We start from the raw sequence: 18,942 nt of genomic DNA on the forward strand, positions 1-18,942 counted from the left end.
AATATGAAAATTAGTTTTTCTTTTATTCTTCTCTTTTTGACATTTTTCATCAAGGCGCAGATATCTCCTAAACTTTTTGAACCCAATACTATTTCTAACGGCGGTGTATTTGGTTTAACGATTTCACCGGATTCCAAAACTGCATTATGGGTTTTATCGAAAGGAAAAAGAGACACATTGACTATAATGGAATCTGTAAAAGAAAATGGAAAATGGACTCAACCCCGAGTTGCTTCTTTTTCATCAGCACATGGAGAATGGAAAGACATTGACCCTATATTTTCTCCTGATGGCAAAACAGTCCTTTTTCAATCAAACAGAAACACGAACAGAACATCCGACAGAAAAGATTTTGACATCTGGGCAGTAAAACTTAGCAACAAAGGCTGGTCACAACCTTACAGACTGGAAGGCAACATTAACTCTGATGCTTCTGAGTCGTATGCTTCAATGACAAAAGACGGCACAATTTATTTCATGAAAGAGAACGACAACAAAACAGGATTATCTGATATTTATTATTCTATATTAAAGGATGGAAAATATCAGGAACCTCAAAATATGGGCTTCCCTATCAACACTAACGAAAGAGAATCTAATCCCTACATTTCGCCAGATGGAAAATACATCATCTATTTTTCCTCAGATAAATCTGGGTTTGGAGAAGTTGACCTTTATATTTCATTTAAAAGAAAAGATGGATGGACAACTCCAAAAAATTTAGGCGGCACGATTAACTCAAAAATTTCAGAGTTCTGTCCTTTTGTTCACCAAAAAGAAAAAAGGCTTTACTTTTCAAGGCAGGAAAAAGAGGGAGATCGATTTAAGGAAAACCTGTACTTCATTGAATTTTATAGCAATAAGTACAAATAAACTGCAATTAATGATAAAGAGCAGACCATTCGGCTTCGTTACAAAGACAATATAATCGTTTCAATCGATTCTTTTTCAACCCAAAATCTTCCGAACTTTCTTTTCTATTAAGGCTATTAAAAAGACTGTTTTAAAAGTAATTACCAAACCACAAATTGAAAAATTTCTGGGAACTGAAGCGGACAGAATTGAGGTTATGAGAGATTCCAATATCGCTAATATGATTTGAGTTTGTCTTTCAAAAAGATTTAGTTTAGAAAAACTGAGATACATAGGATTAAAAACATAAAAAACTGACTATCTTTTAATTAACTTTTTTTTTTACAAATTGCTTACTATTAAAAAGAATACTTCATCCTATGACAATTGATTTTTGTTTTAGACTGAAAAAATATTCTGAAATAACATATAAAAAACAGAAACGATATGGAAGACTTATTGAAAACAATTTTAGGCAGCTCAATAATAACAACAATTTTAACCAGTGCTATTGTGTATTACTTTCATAAAAAGACCGAAAGAAGCAATGCTGAAATCAAACATGAATTTGATAAAATTGCACAAATACGCAATACCGACTTTGAATGGCGAAAACAGACTACTGAACTCCTTGGACAGGTTTATACGCATTTAAACAGAACCCGGCTTGCATTTGAAAATACGTATTCGAAGCTAAAAAAATATGACCCCAACTTTGAAGACGAAATAATGTACAACTCGAACAAGAAAATACGTGATATTCTTTTAGAAAATGGACATCACCTGCCTCCGGAACTGTTAGGAGAAGCATCAAAACTAATAGAACATTACGATGCCTGGCTGATCAAATATCATACTGTAAGAAAAGTAAATGAGGATAAAAATACTATTCATATTTATGTAGGACCTGACGGATTTGCATTTCCCGAAAAAGCAGAAGGAATGTTTAAAGAAAAGTATGAAGAAATGTTTCAAAAAATGAGACAGTTATAGTATAACTATAATCAAATTAAATAACAAAATAATATCGAATATATGCTTCCAAAATTACCTATTCGTGATAAAACTATCACTAGGGAATTTTACATCAATAAACTAGAGTTTGAGGAATTTGGAAATGCCGATTTTGATCATTATTTAATGCTTCAAAAAGACAATATACAAATTCATTTCTTTGAATTTAAAGAACTTAATCCAAATGAAAATTATGGACAGGTCTATATCAGAACCGACGATATCGATACATTTTATCAATCACTCTTAGATAATAAAGCAGAGATACACCCTAACGGTTCTTTGCAAATTAAACCTTGGGGACAAAAGGAATTTTCGATGCTTGATCCTGATAATAATCTGCTTACTTTTGGGCAGAGCATACAGTAAGAAATAACAAACCCAATAAAACTAGTATTCTATGCAAAATCAATCTAAAGATATAATTCACAAAGCTTATACTGCTTTTAATGAAAGAAATATAGACAATGCTTTAACTCAAGCTTAAAAAGAGAAAGTCTGTCAAAAAATAATTAAATGACAAAGCCAACCTAAACCGTTGGCTTTATTATGTATGGTTATCCAAAAAGTAACTAATTTATTTCAGCTCTCTGATTTTAACACTCCTAAAACTTACTTCATTGCCATGATCCTGAATTAAAATATGTCCTACCGGAGCCTCTCCAAAGTTTGGCCATACTTTATACTTACTGATCGCAACCAAATCACGGAAAGCCTGAGATCCGCGGTCATATTCTAATACTTTAATTCCGTTAAGATAGTGTTCTACATGATTATTAGGGTAAACAACAATACGTGCCGTGTTCCAGTGACCGGGCTGCTTAAAAAATCGTGCTGATTTTTGCGATTTAATGAGGTCGTATAACGAAGCAAGAGTTCTGTTCCCTTCACGACCTAATTTTGCATCCGGATGCAGTGTATCATCAAGCAATTGATATTCCAGGCCTATAGCTGATCCACTGCTCTTTTCATTAAGTGTTACGAAGTATTTTATACCACTATTTGCTCCTTTCGTTAATTTAAAATCGACAGACAGATCAAATGCTTTGTATTTCTCTTTAGTCACAATATCTCCTCCGTTTGTAGATTCACCACCGGACGATGACAATACTTTCAAAACACCGTCCTTTACTTCCCAGCCTTTTTCCGGAAAAGTAGTTTTATGGGCACCTACCCAGCCTGATGTACTTTTTCCATCAAATAACAATTTCCAGCCACTTTCCTGCTCATAAAGAATAAGGTTATTGGGCATAAGGTTAACAACATATATTCCTTTTGGAAAAGGAAGTGGTTTTATATTTTTTGTCTGAATACGGATATTCTTCCAGCATATTTTAATCCCGGCATGTTCCGGTTTTCCAATAGAATGTACCTGCAAAGCAAGAAGTCCCTCATTAACAGCTAAAGAATCAACCAGATAAGAAATCGGGACATCGTCTAACCATGTTTTTATTGAGTTACCTATACATTCGATACGTATTTTATGAAAAACGTTCAGTGTAAAAAACTGCTGTCCTGCCGGATTATAGGATCCCGGATACAGCCATTCTCTTCTTCCCTCATCATAAATCCCCCCACTCCATTTACGAGCTGAAGGATCTAATTCATACTGATAGCCATAAACACGCCCTTTGCCATTATTTACCTTAGGGTCAAAATTACTTTTAAACTGTACACCTGAATTGGTATTTGCACCAGATAACATAGTTTCCATTTCTAATACAAAGTCTCCGGTAAATTTTTGATCGCTCACTAAAAAGGAATTGGGTGATTTATCAACCGTTGTGCCTACAATCATTCCATTCTCTACAGTGTAAGGTGCAGATCCGGTCACTTGTTTCCAGCCTTTGAGTGTTTTTCCGTCAAATAAGGATTTCCATTCTTTGTTTTGTGCAACACCATTGGCGGCAATACATAACAAAAAAATTATTGTGATTTTTTTCATAGTCGTTTTTGTTTATTCTTATGTAAGATCATATTCAGGCTTCCATTTTTCAATATCATCTTTATAAATTGCTTTATTCATCAGATGCACACAACAAGCTGTTTTGGCACCGGTTATGACATTTGAAACCGGTTTAGAATTGGTTGTAATCGTTTTATAAAACTCCTGTAGTGCATACCAGCTGCCGTCTTTTGTTTTTTCTTTGACAATGGGAGTCCCACCCTCTTTGTTCCATTCAATTTTTGAAGCACCGGTAACACCATCAACTGTTTCGAGTTCTTTTCTGGTTTGTTTCTCAGGAAAAAATATTCCTTCGTCCATTAGCAATTCTATTGTTCCTTTTGTACCTTTTAACTTAAAAAGATATCCGTCTTTTTCATTTGCGCAGGTAGCCCCAAAATTTCCGATCATTCCTTCCTTCTTATAACGAAGAATAGTTTGTATGTTGTCAAAAGTTTCTCTTCCATCTTTGTAATAATCAATACCGCCGGTTCCGTAAATTTCATCGGGATGGGTATCAAAAGCCCAGTTAATAAAATCTACCTGATGTGATAATAACTCAGCAGGCAAACCTCCTGAATATTCTTTGTACATGCGCCAGTTCACCTGCTTATCCGTATAACCGGAAGGCACTGGCCTTCGCCAATTTGCATTACGATCCCATCGGCAATCTATTTGTGTTACTTTACCCAGATAACCATTATCAATCATCTGCTTCACTTTAAAATAAAGCGGTGTGTATCGGTATTGATGTCCCACCTGTAAAATTTGATTCGGATGATGCTGCGCCAATTTAACCAGATCAAGCGCCTGGTCTGCATTGTAGGTCATTGTTTTTTCCAGATATACATGCTTTCCTGCCTGAATGGCCGCTGCTGCAATTTCATAATGATTGTATAGCGGCGTGGCGATAACAACCGCATCAATGGTTTTATCATCGAGCAGTTTACGATAGTCTTTTTCGTAACGGATAGTATTGTGTACATCCAGTCTCTTTGCCTGATCCAGACGGAAAGGTAATACATCACAAACAGCCTTTAACTGAAATTCTTCCGGCATGCTGTTAATGACACTTCCCAGCCCTTTACCTCTGTCGCCACAGCCAATTATTCCAACTGAAATTATTTTTGCCGTTTCAGTAAAAGAATAAGCATGCAGCATTTGCTGATGCAATAACATTCCAGCGGTAAATAATCCCGATTGGCGAATAAAATCCCTGCGTTTCATAAATAAAAATTACACTTTATAATATTCTTCCCATCCTTTACGTGGCGGAGGCCCGATTAACAATTGATTGGCCTTTTTACTGCTTGTGATCACTTTTTTTGTTCTGTCAAAAACAATTTTTTCACCAGTCCATTGCGCCAAAACGCCGAGACAAAATACCTGGCTTAACGGACCTGCAATTGCAAAAGGCGAACGTGTTTCTTCTTCTCCTTTACATGCTTTGAGGAAATTAGCAAAGTGATTAGACGGGCTTATAGGGACAGTAGGCAATTTAGAAGCCATTTCCTTTGCTTTTTCTTCAGGTATAATCGACAATTTACTGCCATGAGATCCTCCTTTGAAGGTGAGTTCCTTACTGTAAATAATTTTGCCCGGATTAAGTTTTGCAGGTTCAATGGCACCTGTACTAGGAGGCGGTATATTGGGATCAAGCCCTTGTACACCGTATCCTTCAGGTATTGGAGGAAAATTATCTACTCCATCATACCATTTTATTTCTACTGGTGGCATATCACCACGTTTTGGAAATTTGAAAGAAAGCGTAGTCGACATAGGATAAAAGAAATTATTATGTCCGTCTAATTTCAAAGGATCAACTTCGTATGGAAGTCCGAGATCCAGAAACTGATGCGCTGTATCCAGAATATGTGCGCCCCAGTCGCCTAGAGCTCCCATTCCAAAGTCATACCAGCAGCGCCATTGTCCGTTGATAAAATCTTTGTTAAAATCATGACCCTTTGTCTGCCCCTGCCAAAGGTCCCAGTCGAGAGTTGCAGGGATAGGTTCTGCTGGCGGGAACGAAGTAATTTTTGGATCCCATTTGTGCCAGCGTCTTGGTGAATTCATATGTGCGGTAATAGCGGTAACATCTTTAATGATCCCAGCCTCTTTCCATGCTTTAAACTGAAAATAATTTTCTTCTGAATGTCCCTGATTTCCCATTTGTGTAACCACTTTTGGGTGCTTTGCAGCAGCCTTCATCATCAGTTCTACTTCGTTAAAAGTACGCGCCATTGGCTTTTCTACATACACATGTTTTCCTAAACCAATTGCCATCATGGTAATAGGAAAATGAGAAAAATCAGGTGTTCCAATTGACACGGCTTCAATCTGATTTCCCATTTTATCGAACATCTGCCTAAAATCCTTAAATCTTGAAACATCAGGAAACATTTTTAATATCTCCAATGTATGCGGTGCTTCCAAATCCACATCACAAAGTGCTACAATATTAGCTAATCCTGTAGCGTATAATGCTTTAATAATTTCTGCACCACGGTTACCGATACCAACACAGGCAAGGTTGACTTTATCAACACTGGCAAAAGCCTTTCCTGCAGCCATTATCAAATCAGGTGTCGCAAGAGCAACGGATGCTAATAAGGCATCCCTTAAAAATTTCCTTCTTGAATAATCATCATTAAACATATGTACAAATTATTGAATTAAAAAATTGTTCCGCTTAAATATAAGGAATTAATACTTTTGAAAGGATATCCTTAGAATTATTTCACAAAACAAACTAAAACGTTAAATTACTTTTATTGCATGTTTCATTTCAATAATTGCTGATCTGTACAAAATAAATAATACTTTTAAGCTTTAAAATTTAAAATGAAAAAGAAAAAATACCTCCTGCCCGTCATTACCTTTCTACTTAGCTTTTGTTGTGCACTGTATGTAACGCTTCAGGTTTTTCCAAACAATCCGTTTTTGGCAGCCAAAACAAAAGGAGAAACAAGTTTGCCTGAGAAAATTCAGGATGGCGATATTATCTTTTAAACTTCTGAATCTCCCCAGTGTGAGGCAGTACGAATTGCAACCAATTCGAAGTTTTCGCATTGCGGAATTATTTATGAAATTAACGGAAACTTGTTTGTTTTTGAAGCTGTTCAGCCCGTAAAACTAACCCGTCTGGACGATTGGATTACGCATGGAAGAGATCAAAATTATATGGTAAAAAGATTAAAAAATGCTGCTCAAATATTGACTCCGGATACGCTTCAAAAAATGAAAGACAACAGCCAGCAATTTATGGGCAAAGAATACGATGCTTTTTTTGAATGGACCGACACCCGAATTTATTGTTCAGAATTAGTCTGGAAAATCTATAAAAATGGAGCAAATATCGAATTATCAAAATTGCAGCAATTGAAAGATTTCAATTTAGATGATGAGAGGGTTAAAAAGATTCTAAAAGAAAGATATGGTAATGATATTCCGCTGGAAGAAAAAGTGGTTTCGCCATCTAATCTGGCAGATTCTGATTTATTGGTAACGGTGGTTGATACTTATTAAATCATAAATATTTTTTAACCAAAATTTTTCAAGAAAAGAAAAAACATAAAACTCTTAATTGCTTTAAAAACCTAAATAACAACACATTATTCAAAACCAAAAATGCTTTATTTTAGAAAATATATTTTTAATTTTGCTTTTTTCAAGTTTTTCTTTCCAGTTGACATCAAATTTTTCACTAGAGTTTTCTATACTTTTATATGGAGTATTTACTACGGCTTTAAATGGGCCGGTTCCTCTTTCCAAATAATAAATTTCTGATTCATCTCTGAATTGACGACTAAAAAATATTTTCACAACAGTTTTGTCTAAAGTTGATGATTTGATGTTGCAATCTGCCCATTTTGGAGTTTTTCCATTTTTATATAATAATTCAATAACCTGTTCAAAAGAGATTTCTTTATTTTCTAATTTATTCCATGTTTTTAAGTATTCATTTTCATCTTTCGTCAAATGTCCACTCACATTTCTTTCACTTGGTTCTAAAACAAATTTGTAGTTTTCAGAAATATCATTAAAGCAAAACTCTTCCGTTAAATCACGAAGATGAACTAATAAAAGTTTGAAATTTTCTATAAATTTTTCTTTTGTCATTTATACACGATTTAATAGTTTGTCGATAATGCGTAGCCTATATTAATTTAAATAATTAAAAAATCTTTTCTTCTAAGAAAAACTATGATACTATGTATTTAAATAGTATCTCCATAAATAACTACAAATCCTTCAATACAGGATAAACCTTTTTAAACTTCACAAAAGCATCTTCATATACCTTTCTATGCACAGCATTCGGTAGAAAAGTCTTTCCGGTTTTGCTTTCGGTGGTTATGTCAATTCCTAAAGATTTCATCCCTATCAAAACAGCTCCCCAGGCAGAACCTTCAATGGTTTGCGAGGTTTCTACTGTCATCTGAAAAATATCTGCAACCATTTGCAGCCACAATTCACTTTTTCCAAATCCACCGCTGGCCATGACTTTGGTTTGTTTTCTTTTTTCGGGATCTGGAAGCAGAATTTCTGTAATTTGGAACAATCCAAACAAAATACCTTCCAGAGTTGCCTTTACCAAATGCGCTTGCGTATGTGTAATCTGCATTCCTAAAATTGTACCTTGAGCAGAAGCATCCCAGATCGGTGCTCTTTCTCCTAACAGATACGGTACAAAAAGCAAACCTTCAGAACCGGCGGGGATTTTTTCTGCTGCTGAAAAAAGGACTTCGAAAGATTGGTCTGTTTTTAATAACGTTTCGCGAAGCCATTGCAGGACAATTGCACCGTTGTTCACAGCTCCCAAAGTCAGGTATTGGTTATCCATCAAATGATAACATTGGGTACGCATCTGTTCATCTACATAAGGTTTTTCAATAGGCAATCGCACTGCACCGCTTGTACCAATGGTTAGCGCCATACAATTTTTATTCATCGCTCCGGTACCTAAATTGGCCAAAGCACCGTCTCCCCCTCCAATTACATACAAAAAATCATCTGAAATACCTTTGCATTGATGCGTTACCTCACAAACAGCGGATAATTGTTGAGCTTTTATATTTAGAAAATCCAAAACTTCATCATCCCATTGCAACGTATGGATATTCAATAATCCAGTACCGGAAGCCATTGCAGTATCCGTACAGTATTCATGTGTCAGATGATGCCAGACATATTCTTTAATGCTAATGAATTTATAGGTTTTCGAAAAAATCGCTGAGTCAAATTCCTTCAACCACGCTATTTTGGTCATAGGTGAAAAAGGATGAATCGGAATCCCGGTTTTTTGATAAAAATACTTTCCTTTTTCTGATTTTTTCAGTTCTTCAGCTATTCCGCTGGCTCTGTTATCTGCCCATAAAACAGCATCTGTTAAAGGTTTTCCGGTTTCATCAATAGCAATAATACTCTGCATCGCCGAACTGAAACTGATAAACTCCGGCTGAATTTCTTTTGTAATTTCTTTGATGCAATTTAAAACCGTTTCCAGAATCTCCTGTGGATGCTGAACACTCCAATTTGGTTTGGGATGGTACATTGGATAGGGCTGCGAAAACTGTCTGATTACATTTCCGTTTCTGTCAAAACAGATTGCTTTTGTAGCCGTGGTACCAATGTCGATTCCTATATAAAGTGCTTCCATTTCTTTTATTTGATCCCTAAATTAAGCAACAATACCCCTATTAGTCCCATCACGCCAATAATGGTTTCCATTACCGTCCAGGTTTTAAAAGTATCTGAAACACTTATTCCGAAATATTCCTTGAACATCCAGAATCCGGTATCGTTAACGTGCGAACACATCAAACTTCCTGCTCCTATGGAAAGCACCATCAATTCCGGACTTACACCTGAAGCTACTACCAAAGGCTGTACAATCCCTGCTGCTGTTAACCCGGCAACTGTTGCAGATCCTAAAGCAATCCTGATTATTGTCGCAATCAGCCAGCCTAAAACCAACGGAGACAGCGATGATTTTTCGAAAAACTGACTCAAATCTGTTCCGATTCCGCTATCGATCAGGACTTGTTTAAAAGCGCCTCCTGCCCCAATAATTAAAATGATCATCGTAGCAGAACTAATGGCACTACCCGACTTATCCATGATATCCTGCATTTTTCTTCCGCGAAAAATACCTAATGAAAGTACCGCAAAAAGTACCGCAATCAGCATCGAAGTAGTTGGGTTTCCTATAAAAAGTAAAACAGAACGCAATGTACTTTCTTCCGTCAAAGCCAATTCACTGAACGTAGCCATTCCCATCAAAAATACCGGAACTAATGCTGTTACAATACTAATTCCGAACGAAGGCATTTCGGCTTCCGTAAACGTTTTACTTTCGAATAACCCTTTTGGCGGAAAAGCATTGATTTTTTTAATGAATTCTGGAAACACGATTCCGGCAGCAAAAAGTGAAGGCAGGGCTACTAAAAGTCCGTAAATAAGAGTTTTGCCAATATTCGCTTTAAAAATAACTGCAATGGCAGTTGGTCCCGGATGCGGAGGTAAAAAACCATGTGTGATGGAAAGTGCTGAGGCCATCGCAATCCCGAGATAAATAATCGGCTGTTTAGTGCTTTTGGCTACAGCAAAAACCATCGGGATCAAAATAATGAAACCGGCATTGTAAAACATTGAAATCCCAACAGAGAAACCGGTAATCACCATCGCCCATTTGATATGTCTTACTCCAAAAGAGCGAATCATAACTGAACTTATTCGCTGAGCAGCTCCGCTGTCTGAAAGCAGATTTCCTAATACAACTCCAAAAGCAATAATCAAAATCAAAGAACCTAACGTGCTTCCAACTCCCTGCTGAATGGAATTAATCAAATCCATAAAAGGCATTTCTTTTGCAATTCCCACAAAAAATGCGGAAATAACCAAGGCTATAAAGGCATTGAGTTTCACCCCGGAAATCAGGATTAATAATAAAAGAATACTGGCAATCAGAATCAGTAATGACATAAGTTTCGAAATGATAAATGAATACTATTCTTTGGGTGTAATTGTGTTAAACACATAGAATCATAGATTTTGTAAGCTCATTAAGGCGTTTCACTTATTTAAAAACTCATAGCTATGTGTTGAGAAATAAGTTTCTCTTTTATATTATTCAAAAAAAAAGAAAAACCTATGTTTCTATGTGTTTAAATTAAACGTTTAAACTATTATTCGCTTTTTTCTACAGCATGTCCACCAAACTCGTTTCGAAGTGCCGCCACAACTTTTCCTGAAAATGTATCCGACATTTGCGAACGGTAACGCATCATGATCGAAAGGGCGATTACCGGAGTTGGAACGCCTAAATCCAAAGCGGTTTCGAGTGTCCATTTTCCCTCGCCTGAAGAATGCATGATTCCTTTTATTCCGTCTAGTCTTGCATCTTTTGAGAAGGCATTTTCGGTGAGTTCCATCAGCCAGCTTCGGACTACAGAGCCATGATTGAACAGTTTTGCGGTTTTTTGAAAATCGATATCAAATTCGGAATGCTCAAAAACCTCAAATCCTTCTGCGATAGACTGCATCATACCATATTCGATACCGTTGTGGACCATTTTGGTAAAATGACCGCTTCCGGCAGCTCCGGTATATAGAAATCCATTTTCAACCGAAATATCTTTGAAAACCTGGGCTACGTAATCAAATACATCAGCATCTCCGCCAATCATGGTGCAAGCGCCGTTTAAAGCTCCCGAAGTTCCTCCCGAAGTTCCGCAGTCCAGAAAATCAATTCCGTGTTCTTTTAGTTGCGCATAACGGCGTTTCGAATCGTTGTAATTCGAATTTCCACCATCAATAATGATATCATTTTTGGATAAATATGGAAGTAATGAAGTAATTACCCCATCTACAATTTCGCCCGCCGGAACCATGAGCCAAATGACTCTTCTGTCGGTTAATTTTTGGCAGAGTTCTTCAACAGTATAAGCAGTTTCAATTCCCTCCTGGCCTATTTTTGAAACAAAATCGGTGTTGACATCCTGTGCCACAACCTGATAGTGATTGCGTTTTAAATTCAAGGCGAGATTAAATCCCATTTTTCCGAGTCCTATTATTCCTACTTGCATGTGTGTGGTTTTTGTATTTGTTTCGTAAAAATATTACTTTCAATTCATTATGGGTTGGTATTTGGGATTTTAATTTTTGGAATTTGTGAGAAAAATGTTAAATAAAATTAATAATCGAAAACAAAACAAAGAATCCTACTTCTGATAAACACAACAGAATAATAATCTTGAATCCATTATATCATTTGCTTAAATGTTTAACATTTAGTGCTAATTTTCTTGTTTATATCAGATTTTAAATCGTATTTTAGCTTCTCAAAAAATCATTTTTTATATATCTAAAACCTTACTTTATGTCCATAATCCGGAAGTAAAAAAGTGAGATTTTTCTTCTTTTAAGACGAAAAAGAATCGATAAAAGTATACTAGTATTCTAAATTATAATTAAAACCAAAATCTATGATACAAAATTACATTTTAGCATCATTACTAATGTTGTTGTCTACTGCTCTACATGCTCAATCGGGCAATGCATTAAACTTTGACGGCGCTAATGATGTTGTTGCTATTAATAATGTTACCACATCATCATTTACATTGGAAGCTCACATAAAACTTTTAAGCAATTCGCCTGTTGGAAGTGTTGCTTATCAGGGTGCCGGAATCCTGGACTCAGATGTTGGAGGTTCTCATAATGACTTTATTTTCTCAATCTTAAATAATAAATTAAGCTTTTGGGATGGCAGTACAAATACAAACGTAAACGGGAATATCAATGTTTTAGACGGGAACTGGCATCATGTTGCAGTGGTTAGAGACGCTAATATTGGTGCAGCTTTGTATGTTGACGGAGTATTGGATAATCAGTCAAATAGTGCTAGTTCAACTGTTTTAAATGCAAATCCTAAAATATATATAGGATCAGCATTTGTGGATAACAGATATCTAAATGTAGATATAACCGAAGTACGCATCTGGAATACAGCCAGAACAGCGACAGAAATAAATTCCAATAAATTCACGCAGCTAATTCTTCCTCAGACCGGTTTAATTTCTTATTATAAATTCAATCAGGGAACGGCCAATGGAAACAATACTTCAGAAACTACTTTGATTGACGAATTAGGTGCTAATCCCGGAACACTCAATAACTTTGCCTTGACCGGAACATCTTCAAACTGGATCGGAAACAGCACTGTAACATTGTCAACAGACAAGTTTAACGGAGCAAATAATCGTTTACAATTGTATCCAAACCCTTCATCAGATTTTATTCAGATTTCAGAATTAGCTCAAACCGGAAATTATAAAATATATACTGTTTCTGGTGCTGAAGTAAAAAGTGGAACTGTTGATAATAATTCGAAAATCAACATTCAAAATTTAACTAAGGGAGCATATCTCTTAAAACTGAATGGTGGAAAAGCTATTAAATTCATTAAAAAGTAGAATTTTTCTAAACTGTAAAAAACGGCTTCATTTAAATTTCTTAAATGAAGCTGTTTTTTTGTTAATCGAGTGGCTTTAATGATTCGCTTTTTTCAAAATTTCATATTATGACTTTCTGAAAATTTAACTCATACAAACTAAGTTAAATCGTATTTTATAACCCTTTTAAAATGGCTAAAAAATGAAATCAAAATAAAAAATTTACATTTGATAAAATCAAAACGAAATCATCACATCTAATGAGCAATACCAAAAAGCCAATTATAATTTCTCTTGCAGTTTGTACCATTTTTTATATACTTCTGGCTATCTGGAAGGGTCCCTTTTTTCCAATAGTCAAATTCCATTACTGGATGGGATTCATAAAACAATCAAAAGGTGATTTGGTTGGTTGTATCAAATCATATAATGCATCGAATGATTGGGACAAAGATTATCCTACTGCTTATATCTCCCGGGGTAGTGCTTATATGGATTTAAAAGAATACGAAAAAGCAATTTCCGATTACACAACGGCGATAAAGTTATCTCCTGAAAATGAAGAACCTTATGCATACAGAGGAAGAGCTTATTATGAAATTGATTATCTCAAAAACTCTAAAGATGATTTTGACCACGCAATTCGTTTAAATAAAGATTTTGTATATGCTTATTCAAATAGAGCACTTCTAAAATACACCAAACTAAATGATAAAACCGGCGGGTGTGAAGATTTGAAAAAAGCAACCGAATTAGGGGATGAAGATTCTAAAAAATATTTAGAAAATCATTATTGTGATTGATAAATGATTTTAAACAACCTGGAACTTATATTATAAATTGTATTCCTATAATCTATAAATTGAACATAAAAAATGCTTACAAAACTAAACGCAATAAACAACAAAAAAAGCATTGCAAGAATATCAAATTGCCTGATAATCCTATTGATTTTGCATTTGTTATTCATATTCATTATTTATTGCTCAGTAAAATTAAGTTATAGAAACCCATTGATTCCTAAATATTTGGCTTTTGAAGTTTTTGCTCCATATGCAGAGAAAGGTTTAATGATTACAATTGGGTTATTAACTATAATGACATTAAAATTTTTCAAACAAAATTTATTGACCATTATAATTTGCTTAATAATAATTGCATTGTATTATTTTACAAGTTTTGAACCAGACTTTACAGAATATCAGAAATAAAAATAGCTTGTTACACGATCAACATCAATGTTTAAAAAACTTCTTTATGAATCATAAAATAAAAACACTTCTCTTCTTCGTTATTGCCTTCGCCTTTACAAATTTTATGTATTCTCAGATGTCAGAAAATCAAAATCGCAACATAATAGCAAAAGGGGCTGTTCTCACAAAATTATCAGATCAATACAGTTTTACGGAAGGGCCTGCTGTAGATAAAAAAGGTAATATCTTTTTTACTGATCAGCCTAATAACCGAATCATGAAATGGTCAGTTGATGGTGTGCTTTCTGTTTACATGGAAAATGCGGGAAGAGCAAACGGCATGTATTTTGACCACGAAGGCAATCTTTTGGCCTGCGCCGATGAAAAAAATGAAATCTGGAAAATTGATCCGGACAAAAATATTTCGGTATTGGTAAATAATTTTGAAGGCAAAAGATTTAACGGTCCCAATGATCTTTGGGTTGATCCAAAAGGTGGTATTTATTTTACAGATCCTTTTTACCAAAGAGACTACTGGGCTCATACTTCCAAAGAAATAGAAAAAGAATGCGTTTATTATCTATCTCCTGATAAAACTAAAATTACCAACGTTGCCAATGACCTGATAAAACCCAACGGCATTATAGGAACTTCGGATGGCAAAATGTTATACGTTGCTGATATTGAAGCAAACAAAACCTACTCGTATAAAATCAATAATGACGGTTCTTTAGAAGAGAAAACACTTTTTACCGAATCAGGTTCTGATGGAATGACGATTGATGAAGCTGGGAATATTTACTTAACCGGAAAAGGCGTTTCAATTTTTAATCCAAAGGGAGAAAAAATTACTCACATTGATGTAAAAGAACCGTGGACAGCAAATGTATGCTTTGGAGGAAAAAAATTTAAAACCTTATTTATTACTGCAGGTAAAAGCGTTTATACGTTAGAAATGAATATTAAAGGAATGAAATAATAACTCACATTATAAAATGTATGAATCCTCAATCCAAAATCCATACATTTGAAACTACAAATTGTAAAACATTCTAATGATCCGAATCGAATTTGAAGAACCAGTTATAGAGCTTTGTGACTGTTGCGAAAATGAAACCGTTAAATTAACCCGATTTGTTTATAAAGATGAAGATGCATTTGCTATTTATTATTTAAAATTCACAAAGGGACACGAAGACAAATATGCACTTGGATTAATTAGCATTGGCGATTGGGGAACAGATGAAGAGCCTAAAAACAGGTTTTCGTTTCCATTTAGAATATGGCTGGACGAGACATATTTTCAGATAGGCTTAATGGACAAAGAGGAATCACCATGGAAACATGAAATACTTGAAAAGATTTTATACAGAAAAGATGCATTAGAACATCCATGGATTCAGGAAGTATTTCATATCACAGATCATATTGTTGATGAGGATAAAGAATTAATTGCATACTTCGATTAACAATCTATAAAATACATGAAAGAAAACATCTTGTTACTTCTTCAAATCATAACAATAGACTTTTTTACAGCTTTTGGCTTATATACACTACTCTATTTATTGCTGTCTGTTTTTGTGAAGAAGCCACAATTATATAAAACAGATAAAGAAGCTGTTCAGTTTATTTCCTTTGTTGGAATCATTTACTTTCTCGTATGGATTATTGGAACAATTGTTTTTTATGCCGAAAGTAATCCTGAAGAACAAAGCTATATGCTACAAAGAATGTTTGGAAAATATGCAATTGGATTTTGGCTACAGCCAATTTTATGGTTTACGATAACACAGCTTCTGCGATTTAGAAAAATCTATAAAAATGTCTTTTTAAGAATTGTGTTTAGCTTTTTGCTGATTATTTCAATTGAGCTATTTGTGATATTAATTATTACTTTTCATCGTGATTATTTACCAAGTACCTTTACAATGTATAATGATATAGGGATTTATCCGCCAAACTATTTTTTGGCTTTATTAATGAAGATCATTTTGTTTTTGTTATTTGTCTGGATATATTATCTAATCAAAAAGCAAATTAGAAAATTTATCTCAAATCCTTCTTAATCACCAAATACTTCAAATCGGTTTTCCCAACATTGCTGATTCCGTGTTCCGCATTTGGAGGGCAATAAAAACTGGTATTTGGTCCGGCTGTGACCGTTTTTCCGTCAAGAAAGAATTCGGCAGTACCTTCCAGGATATAGAAGAATTCTTCTTCGGGATGATGATGCGGCGCGTGTGTTGATTTCCCAAGCTCGACGATACTCATTTTGAGTGTATTTTCCTGAGTGAAATTTTTATTGGCAAACCAATATTGATAACCCACTTTTGTTTTTGTGGCTTTGTTTAGGTCAAAATGATTGACACAGTTTTCAAGCGAATATTTTATTTCTGTTGGAGTTGTCTCTTTTTTAGTTTCCTAAGCATGCTCTGATTGTACAATTAAAATAGCAATCGCAATTTTTAGAATGGATGCTGGTTTCATTTTTACTTTTTCTGTAATAATACAAAATGTTTTTGCAAAAATTGTTTGTAAAGTATATTAATCCGTTTAGAGCTTTTTTGTTCTCACAATACATCTAAAGCTAAAATGTAAATCATAATCAAAAATTAATACATTTGAAAAAATATTTGAAGCCTGTAAAATGATAAGAATCGAATTTGAAGAACCTATCCTCGAAGTTTGTGATTGTTGCAACAATGAAACAATTAAACTAACCCGATTTGTCTATAAAAATGAAGATGCGTTTGCCATTTATTATTTGAGATTCACAAAAGGTCATGATGATCAATTTGCAATTGGAATAATCAGCATTGGCGATTGGGGTACAGATGATGAGCCTAAAAATAGATTTTCATTTTCATTTAGAATCTGGATTGGTGATAATGACGAATATCAAATAGGTTTAATGGATAAAGAAGAGTCTCCCTGGAACCATAAAATTCTTGGATATATTCTAGATAGAAAAGAAGCGTTAGAACACCCTTGGATTAAAGAAGTCTTTCATATCACAGATCATATTGTAATGGAGGATAAAAAACTAATTGAGTATTTTGATTAATCATAACTTCATCTCAAATACCTTATTAAAAATCAAACATTCAAATACTTATTTCCAAAATTTTAATTCTGTATCCTATTCAATGGACAGGAAAAACTGGTTTTGCATAGTGTTTTTTATTCTTGCCTTTCGAAAAGACTACATAAAAATATAAAAAGAGCCAATCGGCTCAATTAATATTGTAAGGCGGGATTTTAATCCGGTTACAAAGAAACAGCATATGAAAAAAGATCCGTAGGATCGAAGCATATTCATTTCTGGTTAAAAATATCCCGCTCGTATGGAACTCATTTGTCGGTTCAATTTAATTTATCATTCCTATCAAAATTTTTCTTTATTATGTGGAAATATCCTTAGAAGAATCTGGATTAAAAATTATGAAAAACGATATCTTTATGCCTTAGCCCTGATCGAAATGGCATCCTTTTGTGGTGGGGTTTACCACAAAAGATATAATGGAGAGCAGGACAAAACGCCTTAAAAAAACACAAATCTTCTGCTGCAAAAAACAAAACAAAACCCTAAAAATTGAGATAAATCAAGGTTAGACAAAGATATTTTATACACGCTTATTGTACGATAAGAAAATATTATGATAAAAATATTTCATAATTCGAAAAACCGTCCTACATTTGCCTAACAGTGTTAAACAATTTAATACTTATTCAAAATGGCTAGTAAAGATCGTATTTTAAGACAAAAAGAAGAGACAAGAAATAATATTCTTGGCGCTGCTTATGATATCGTCAAAGAAGAAGGCTGGACTGGTTTGAGTATGCGTAAAATTGCCGACAGAATCGAATATACTGCTCCCATCATATATGAGTACTTTTCAAATAAAGATGCAATATTAAGAGAGCTAACCGGTAAAGGTTTCCTTAAATTAGGTAAAGAGCTGGAAGATGCCAAAGCTAAGTTTGACAAACCGGAAGACCAGATTGAAGCCATGTGGATGGCCTATTGGGATTTTGCCTTTACAGATACCGAAATGTATCAGGTGATGTTTGGCGTACAAATGAATTGCTGTTCTGAACAATGTGATGCTGCAAAAACACCTTATAAATTATTTACTTCGGTCATTGCAGAAATAATGAAAAAAAGCAACCCGACTGAAGAAGTTATCAAACAAAAGTATTTTACTTTCTTTTCGGTCATTCATGGTTTGATTGCGATTAATATTATCAACAAAAGCATTTCGCTGGATACTATTAACGGACAGATTCTAAAAGATGCTATTGGCGGGATCATAAAATCAATACAATAAAAAAATTCATTTTAACTTAACAGTGGTAAATGATTTAATAGGTAATTTAGCAAATCCTTTTTTTTACTCTTTTACTTAACAGTGATAAATAATTTAATTAACATAAACAAACCCTTTTTTCAAACCATTACTTAACACCGATAAATAATTTA

Annotated in this window: 20 protein-coding genes and 1 pseudogene; 13 read left to right on the top strand and 8 right to left on the bottom strand. The window is 34.4% G+C overall.

From position 1 onward, the window contains the following. Positions 1 to 3 precede the first annotated feature (3 nt). The 3 genes from ACNC7R_RS14120 (at position 4) to ACNC7R_RS14130 (ending at position 2,235) form a co-directional block, all read left to right on the top strand. Positions 4 to 873 carry a TolB family protein gene (locus ACNC7R_RS14120; protein WP_417941710.1) on the top strand — a complete coding sequence of 290 codons (870 nt, stop codon included), beginning with the start codon at positions 4 to 6 and terminating at the stop codon, positions 871 to 873. Between the two features lie 426 nt (positions 874 to 1,299). Beyond that, complete coding sequence (locus ACNC7R_RS14125; RefSeq protein ID WP_417941711.1) at positions 1,300 to 1,845, top strand: hypothetical protein; 546 nt, start codon at positions 1,300 to 1,302, stop codon at positions 1,843 to 1,845. Between the two features lie 42 nt (positions 1,846 to 1,887). Continuing rightward, complete coding sequence (locus tag ACNC7R_RS14130; RefSeq protein WP_417941712.1) at positions 1,888 to 2,235, top strand: bleomycin resistance protein; 348 nt, start codon at positions 1,888 to 1,890, stop codon at positions 2,233 to 2,235. A 208-nt stretch (positions 2,236 to 2,443) separates the two neighbouring features. Here the strand turns inward: ACNC7R_RS14130 and ACNC7R_RS14135 are convergent, their stop codons facing one another. The 3 genes from ACNC7R_RS14135 to ACNC7R_RS14145 are packed head-to-tail and all read right to left on the bottom strand — an operon-like array spanning position 2,444 to position 6,466. Then, positions 2,444 to 3,811 (bottom strand): 3-keto-disaccharide hydrolase, encoded by a 1,368-nt coding sequence (locus ACNC7R_RS14135; protein ID WP_417941713.1) that lies wholly within the window; start codon positions 3,809 to 3,811, stop codon positions 2,444 to 2,446. 18 nt (positions 3,812 to 3,829) lie between these two features. Beyond that, complete coding sequence (locus ACNC7R_RS14140; RefSeq protein ID WP_417941714.1) at positions 3,830 to 5,038, bottom strand: Gfo/Idh/MocA family protein; 1,209 nt, start codon at positions 5,036 to 5,038, stop codon at positions 3,830 to 3,832. 9 nt (positions 5,039 to 5,047) lie between these two features. Further along, a complete protein-coding gene (locus tag ACNC7R_RS14145; RefSeq protein WP_417941715.1) occupies positions 5,048 to 6,466 on the bottom strand; it encodes a Gfo/Idh/MocA family oxidoreductase in 1,419 nt (472 codons plus the stop codon). Positions 6,467 to 6,652: 186 nt separating this feature from the next. On the opposite strand from ACNC7R_RS14145, the gene ACNC7R_RS14150 reads away from it, so the two are divergent. Both ACNC7R_RS14150 and ACNC7R_RS14155 read left to right on the top strand, forming a co-directional pair. Next, positions 6,653 to 6,820 carry a hypothetical protein gene (locus tag ACNC7R_RS14150; RefSeq protein WP_417941716.1) on the top strand — a complete coding sequence of 56 codons (168 nt, stop codon included), beginning with the start codon at positions 6,653 to 6,655 and terminating at the stop codon, positions 6,818 to 6,820. Between the two features lie 12 nt (positions 6,821 to 6,832). Beyond that, positions 6,833 to 7,336, top strand: a pseudogene (locus ACNC7R_RS14155) (YiiX family permuted papain-like enzyme); the annotation flags it as partial. 90 nt (positions 7,337 to 7,426) lie between these two features. Here ACNC7R_RS14155 and ACNC7R_RS14160 read toward each other — a convergent pair. The 4 genes from ACNC7R_RS14160 to gnd all read right to left on the bottom strand — a co-directional run bounded on the left by ACNC7R_RS14160 (position 7,427) and on the right by gnd (position 11,898). Continuing rightward, positions 7,427 to 7,930 (bottom strand): hypothetical protein, encoded by a 504-nt coding sequence (locus ACNC7R_RS14160; RefSeq protein ID WP_278009392.1) that lies wholly within the window; start codon positions 7,928 to 7,930, stop codon positions 7,427 to 7,429. A 121-nt stretch (positions 7,931 to 8,051) separates the two neighbouring features. Next, on the bottom strand, positions 8,052 to 9,470 hold the full coding sequence (locus ACNC7R_RS14165) for a gluconokinase (RefSeq protein ID WP_417941717.1): 1,419 nt from the start codon (positions 9,468 to 9,470) through the stop codon (positions 8,052 to 8,054). A 5-nt stretch (positions 9,471 to 9,475) separates the two neighbouring features. Next, positions 9,476 to 10,795: a gluconate:H+ symporter gene (locus ACNC7R_RS14170; RefSeq protein WP_417941718.1), complete on the bottom strand. Its 1,320-nt coding sequence runs from the start codon at positions 10,793 to 10,795 to the stop codon at positions 9,476 to 9,478. A gap of 203 nt (positions 10,796 to 10,998) precedes the next feature. After that, the gene (gene gnd, locus ACNC7R_RS14175; RefSeq protein WP_417941719.1) at positions 10,999 to 11,898 is read right to left on the bottom strand and encodes a phosphogluconate dehydrogenase (NAD(+)-dependent, decarboxylating); all 900 of its coding nucleotides are present in this window, start codon (positions 11,896 to 11,898) and stop codon (positions 10,999 to 11,001) included. A 399-nt stretch (positions 11,899 to 12,297) separates the two neighbouring features. Between gnd and ACNC7R_RS14180 the strand changes: the two genes are divergently transcribed. From ACNC7R_RS14180 to ACNC7R_RS14200, 5 genes are all read left to right on the top strand, one after another. Then, positions 12,298 to 13,287, top strand: a complete 990-nt coding sequence (locus tag ACNC7R_RS14180) for a LamG-like jellyroll fold domain-containing protein (RefSeq protein WP_417941720.1) — start codon at positions 12,298 to 12,300, stop codon at positions 13,285 to 13,287. 239 nt (positions 13,288 to 13,526) lie between these two features. Further along, complete coding sequence (locus tag ACNC7R_RS14185; protein WP_417941721.1) at positions 13,527 to 14,069, top strand: tetratricopeptide repeat protein; 543 nt, start codon at positions 13,527 to 13,529, stop codon at positions 14,067 to 14,069. Positions 14,070 to 14,523: 454 nt separating this feature from the next. After that, the gene (locus ACNC7R_RS14190; protein WP_417941722.1) at positions 14,524 to 15,438 is read left to right on the top strand and encodes an SMP-30/gluconolactonase/LRE family protein; all 915 of its coding nucleotides are present in this window, start codon (positions 14,524 to 14,526) and stop codon (positions 15,436 to 15,438) included. 76 nt (positions 15,439 to 15,514) lie between these two features. Next, the gene (locus ACNC7R_RS14195) at positions 15,515 to 15,928 is read left to right on the top strand and encodes a hypothetical protein (RefSeq protein ID WP_417941723.1); all 414 of its coding nucleotides are present in this window, start codon (positions 15,515 to 15,517) and stop codon (positions 15,926 to 15,928) included. A gap of 15 nt (positions 15,929 to 15,943) precedes the next feature. Next, positions 15,944 to 16,528 carry a hypothetical protein gene (locus ACNC7R_RS14200; RefSeq protein WP_417941724.1) on the top strand — a complete coding sequence of 195 codons (585 nt, stop codon included), beginning with the start codon at positions 15,944 to 15,946 and terminating at the stop codon, positions 16,526 to 16,528. Here the strand turns inward: ACNC7R_RS14200 and ACNC7R_RS14205 are convergent. After that, positions 16,509 to 16,790, bottom strand: a complete 282-nt coding sequence (locus ACNC7R_RS14205) for a cupin domain-containing protein (protein WP_417941725.1) — start codon at positions 16,788 to 16,790, stop codon at positions 16,509 to 16,511. The two genes, ACNC7R_RS14200 and ACNC7R_RS14205, sit on opposite strands and share 20 nt — an antisense overlap. A gap of 319 nt (positions 16,791 to 17,109) precedes the next feature. Between ACNC7R_RS14205 and ACNC7R_RS14210 the strand changes: the two genes are divergently transcribed. From ACNC7R_RS14210 to ACNC7R_RS14220, 3 genes are all read left to right on the top strand, one after another. Further along, complete coding sequence (locus tag ACNC7R_RS14210) at positions 17,110 to 17,526, top strand: hypothetical protein (protein WP_417941726.1); 417 nt, start codon at positions 17,110 to 17,112, stop codon at positions 17,524 to 17,526. A gap of 280 nt (positions 17,527 to 17,806) precedes the next feature. Continuing rightward, positions 17,807 to 18,007 (top strand): hypothetical protein, encoded by a 201-nt coding sequence (locus ACNC7R_RS14215; protein ID WP_417941727.1) that lies wholly within the window; start codon positions 17,807 to 17,809, stop codon positions 18,005 to 18,007. A gap of 189 nt (positions 18,008 to 18,196) precedes the next feature. Beyond that, positions 18,197 to 18,790: a TetR/AcrR family transcriptional regulator gene (locus ACNC7R_RS14220; RefSeq protein WP_110348150.1), complete on the top strand. Its 594-nt coding sequence runs from the start codon at positions 18,197 to 18,199 to the stop codon at positions 18,788 to 18,790. Positions 18,791 to 18,942: the final 152 nt, after the last annotated feature.

The sequence above is a fragment of the Flavobacterium adiutor genome (assembly GCF_048282555.1).
Lineage (GTDB): Bacteria > Bacteroidota > Bacteroidia > Flavobacteriales > Flavobacteriaceae > Flavobacterium.

Coding starts and splice junctions, on each gene's coding strand:
- ACNC7R_RS14170 (WP_417941718.1), bottom strand. CDS start 10,795: ATGTCATTACTGATTCTGATTGCCAGTATTCTTTTATTATTAATCCTG.
- ACNC7R_RS14220 (WP_110348150.1), top strand. CDS start 18,197: ATGGCTAGTAAAGATCGTATTTTAAGACAAAAAGAAGAGACAAGAAAT.
- ACNC7R_RS14185 (WP_417941721.1), top strand. CDS start 13,527: ATGAGCAATACCAAAAAGCCAATTATAATTTCTCTTGCAGTTTGTACC.
- ACNC7R_RS14160 (WP_278009392.1), bottom strand. CDS start 7,930: ATGACAAAAGAAAAATTTATAGAAAATTTCAAACTTTTATTAGTTCAT.
- ACNC7R_RS14125 (WP_417941711.1), top strand. CDS start 1,300: ATGGAAGACTTATTGAAAACAATTTTAGGCAGCTCAATAATAACAACA.
- ACNC7R_RS14120 (WP_417941710.1), top strand. CDS start 4: ATGAAAATTAGTTTTTCTTTTATTCTTCTCTTTTTGACATTTTTCATC.
- ACNC7R_RS14130 (WP_417941712.1), top strand. CDS start 1,888: ATGCTTCCAAAATTACCTATTCGTGATAAAACTATCACTAGGGAATTT.
- ACNC7R_RS14180 (WP_417941720.1), top strand. CDS start 12,298: ATGATACAAAATTACATTTTAGCATCATTACTAATGTTGTTGTCTACT.
- ACNC7R_RS14200 (WP_417941724.1), top strand. CDS start 15,944: ATGAAAGAAAACATCTTGTTACTTCTTCAAATCATAACAATAGACTTT.
- gnd (WP_417941719.1), bottom strand. CDS start 11,898: ATGCAAGTAGGAATAATAGGACTCGGAAAAATGGGATTTAATCTCGCC.
- ACNC7R_RS14190 (WP_417941722.1), top strand. CDS start 14,524: ATGAATCATAAAATAAAAACACTTCTCTTCTTCGTTATTGCCTTCGCC.
- ACNC7R_RS14150 (WP_417941716.1), top strand. CDS start 6,653: ATGAAAAAGAAAAAATACCTCCTGCCCGTCATTACCTTTCTACTTAGC.
- ACNC7R_RS14210 (WP_417941726.1), top strand. CDS start 17,110: ATGATAAGAATCGAATTTGAAGAACCTATCCTCGAAGTTTGTGATTGT.
- ACNC7R_RS14195 (WP_417941723.1), top strand. CDS start 15,515: ATGATCCGAATCGAATTTGAAGAACCAGTTATAGAGCTTTGTGACTGT.
- ACNC7R_RS14135 (WP_417941713.1), bottom strand. CDS start 3,811: ATGAAAAAAATCACAATAATTTTTTTGTTATGTATTGCCGCCAATGGT.
- ACNC7R_RS14140 (WP_417941714.1), bottom strand. CDS start 5,038: ATGAAACGCAGGGATTTTATTCGCCAATCGGGATTATTTACCGCTGGA.
- ACNC7R_RS14165 (WP_417941717.1), bottom strand. CDS start 9,470: ATGGAAGCACTTTATATAGGAATCGACATTGGTACCACGGCTACAAAA.
- ACNC7R_RS14145 (WP_417941715.1), bottom strand. CDS start 6,466: ATGTTTAATGATGATTATTCAAGAAGGAAATTTTTAAGGGATGCCTTA.
- ACNC7R_RS14215 (WP_417941727.1), top strand. CDS start 17,807: ATGGAACTCATTTGTCGGTTCAATTTAATTTATCATTCCTATCAAAAT.